Annotated in this window: 2 protein-coding genes and 1 pseudogene; all 3 read left to right on the top strand. The window is 40.8% G+C overall.

All coding sequences use genetic code 11. The annotated features are described in order from the left end of the window. Positions 1-393: 393 nt before the first annotated feature. Positions 394-678, top strand: a pseudogene (locus J5224_RS35605) (type VI secretion system PAAR protein); the annotation flags it as partial. A gap of 225 nt (positions 679-903) precedes the next feature. Then, positions 904-1,845 (top strand): hypothetical protein, encoded by a 942-nt coding sequence (locus tag J5224_RS24570; RefSeq protein ID WP_264627841.1) that lies wholly within the window; start codon positions 904-906, stop codon positions 1,843-1,845. A gap of 70 nt (positions 1,846-1,915) precedes the next feature. Further along, on the top strand, positions 1,916-2,374 hold the full coding sequence (locus J5224_RS24565) for a hypothetical protein (RefSeq protein WP_264627840.1): 459 nt from the start codon (positions 1,916-1,918) through the stop codon (positions 2,372-2,374). Positions 2,375-2,856 lie beyond the last annotated feature (482 nt).

Here is a 2,856-nt window from a genome sequence, read left to right as displayed (position 1 = left end):
GAGGCGTTAGCTCAACAGCAGTTGAGCCTTGCTAAAGGGTGTCTTTTATAGGCCTTGTAAATAGTCTATCGTCCCTCCACTAGGCCAATTCAAATTGGCAGCATAACTGCGCATTCTGCGCAATTTATTGCTCACTTGCTGGTATAAATCACTTTTTGAGCAATGGATGCCGTTTTTTCACGAGGTCTGCGCAATGTATTGCTCAAACCTTACCCAAGGAAAAACGGAGAGAAATAAATTTAATGTTAAAGCAAAGAGATAAAAATTGGCATGGGGATTGCTAAGAGAGTGATGTCTTTACTCAACACGCGTAACAACAAGCACACACTGTCAACGCCATGCTATAGCAGTGTCAATTTGAATCAATAGTATCAACATCTCAAAGGTCAAGGAATGACAAAAAAAGCAGCCAAGGTAGGAGATATCGGAACCGATCATGACGGATTTTCGTCAACGCCGATTATTGCTGGCTCATCAAACGTTTTTATTGATGGGAGACCAGCAGCAAGGGTAAGCGACCCACTGGAAGAACACAGTAAAGCGGGAAGCTCACTCCATCCTCGTCACATTATCAGTGGATCTAGCACGATATTTATCAACAAGCTACCACTTGCTTTGACGGGGAGTGCGATTAGCTGTGGGGGCAACGTCGTCGGTTCGGGAACCGTATTTGTCGGGGATAATCCCCCCGACGCCTCGGGACTGATTTCGTTGAAAGGCATGTTTGATGAAGCCTTTACCATCAAAGATCAGAAGACGGGTAAGCCTGTTACCAACAGGGAATATCGGATATTACGCGCTGATGGCCGTTATGAATATGGAAAAACGGATGATAAAGGACACACCCATACGGTCTTTAGTTTATCACCTGATGAGTTATCTATAGAGATAAGGGATGAATAAATGAATAGAACATGGAAGACCATTGGCAAATCAGTATTTTCCCCTGTGGGTAATAACAAAAGAAAAGAAATAGAGATCAAGACCTTTAAAAAAGAGCGTATTATTGTTATTGGTTCCGAACTCCATTATGATTCATTTTGGCTAAAAATGATGTTCATTGGCGCTGCAACCGGACAATTGAGACTATCCAAGGGAAAAGCGGATAAAACAACAATCGCTTATGTTTCTGATGGCTATACAAATCTTGAGATTGGCGTTTTGGAATATTGGTGCAATCATAATAGGTTTGACGTGTTTAAACTATGTTTTCAGGAGGACTTAATTAAACTAATGAATAAAGATAGAGATGAATATAAGATTATCAATCTTATTATCTTCTCTCATGGATATCCTGGAACTATAAACCTTAATTATAAAGGCGATAGTAAAATCAGTGTTACTGCGTCGACACTAAATACGTTCATATCCAACGCTTTCGCTCTGGATGGTGAAGTATTTTCTTATGCATGTAGGACAGGGATCTCACGTACAACACGTGAATCCTTTTATAGCGATAACGATGCTCAGCCTGAACACAGTCTGGCTCAACAACTGGCTAATTATTTTGGTATTTCTGTATATGCATTTCTGACCAGAACCTTTTACGGCGATATTCTTAGACAAAGAGATAAGGCTACATCTCGTCAACTCTCAGAAAACCTGAAGAAATTACGTACTACCGGAGGAGACTTTTCAGTTTATAAATTGTCTGATGAGCATGAAGCATTACCGCATCCTGGACTGGCCGATGGGATCTTTAAATTTGGTTCCAAGAGAGAGGGAACAAATGGATTTGCATTATGGAGAAAACAAGGTGGACGTATGCTACCGTCATCAGGAGAAACGCCTACAGGGTTAACAAAAGGCTTAGTGAAATTCACTCCCAAAGAAAAGCGAGAATAACATGACGCGTTTTTTTCTGCTGTGGTGCTGTATCAGCTTCACTCATCCTATTAATGCCAAGGAGGCGACAATGGCAGGTGCGTTTCGGAGTTATTCGATAAATGATGAAAGAATATCTAATGTTCTTAATGGCAAAGGCTATTATCATTATCGCCCTGTAGGTTCACCTCTCTATCAAACCGGGTTTGAGATAGTTCTCCCCGAGGCGGTAGTACAGAATGGATATCTTGTGATTCGCTCCGCAAAAGTACATAGTGTGTTATATCGAGGTGATTATTCTAACAGAAAAACCATTACTTTTGAATTTGATGACAGATTAATCGAACAAGAAGGATTTGATTTTTTAAGAATAGAATATTTTGATTTTAAAAAGAAAATGATTTACGTATGCGAGCAACAAAAAGTGTTTAAACTGTGGGAGGCGGACTCAATTGTCACCATTACCATTTTACCTCATGAAAAAATGGTTGAGGGAGAAGACGGTCCGACATATTGCTACGAAGCCAGTATTGATAAAAAAATCAATTAATTACTGTCAACCATAGTAAATGCAGTGATGTGAAATTTACTGGCTCTCTATTCATTTAACAAACTGGCGAGTCGATGATGTTAACCGGTAAGCGCTGAACAAGTGTTGTTTACCGCCGATGCGAAAATGTTGAACCGTTGAGATGAATCAACCAATGCATACTTCTTTTCCTCGGATTGAGCAGAACGTACCTTAGTGACGGCAAGGCCCATGATAGTTATCCTTTCAGCTATGGCTATAAGTCATACAGAACCAGCACACATACTCGGTTTTAGACTCGCAAAGAGATTGATGTAGGTGGAGTCAGGTTGATTTCCGTTGACAGAGAATGCGGGTGAAGACTTATGTGGCACGGATTTCAGACATAAAAAAAGCCACCCGAAGGTGACTTGATTTTCATACTAATGGTGCCGAAGGCCGGACTCGAACCGGCACGTCTTTCAACGGTTGATTTTGAATCAACTGCGTCTACCGATTTCGCC

The organism is Candidatus Symbiopectobacterium sp. NZEC135 (assembly GCF_025962695.1).
The sequence above is the reverse complement of the archived record's forward strand: the minus strand, read 5'-3'. Positions and strand labels throughout refer to the sequence as shown.

Coding starts and splice junctions, on each gene's coding strand:
- J5224_RS24565 (WP_264627840.1), top strand. CDS start 1,916: ATGGCAGGTGCGTTTCGGAGTTATTCGATAAATGATGAAAGAATATCT.
- J5224_RS24570 (WP_264627841.1), top strand. CDS start 904: ATGAATAGAACATGGAAGACCATTGGCAAATCAGTATTTTCCCCTGTG.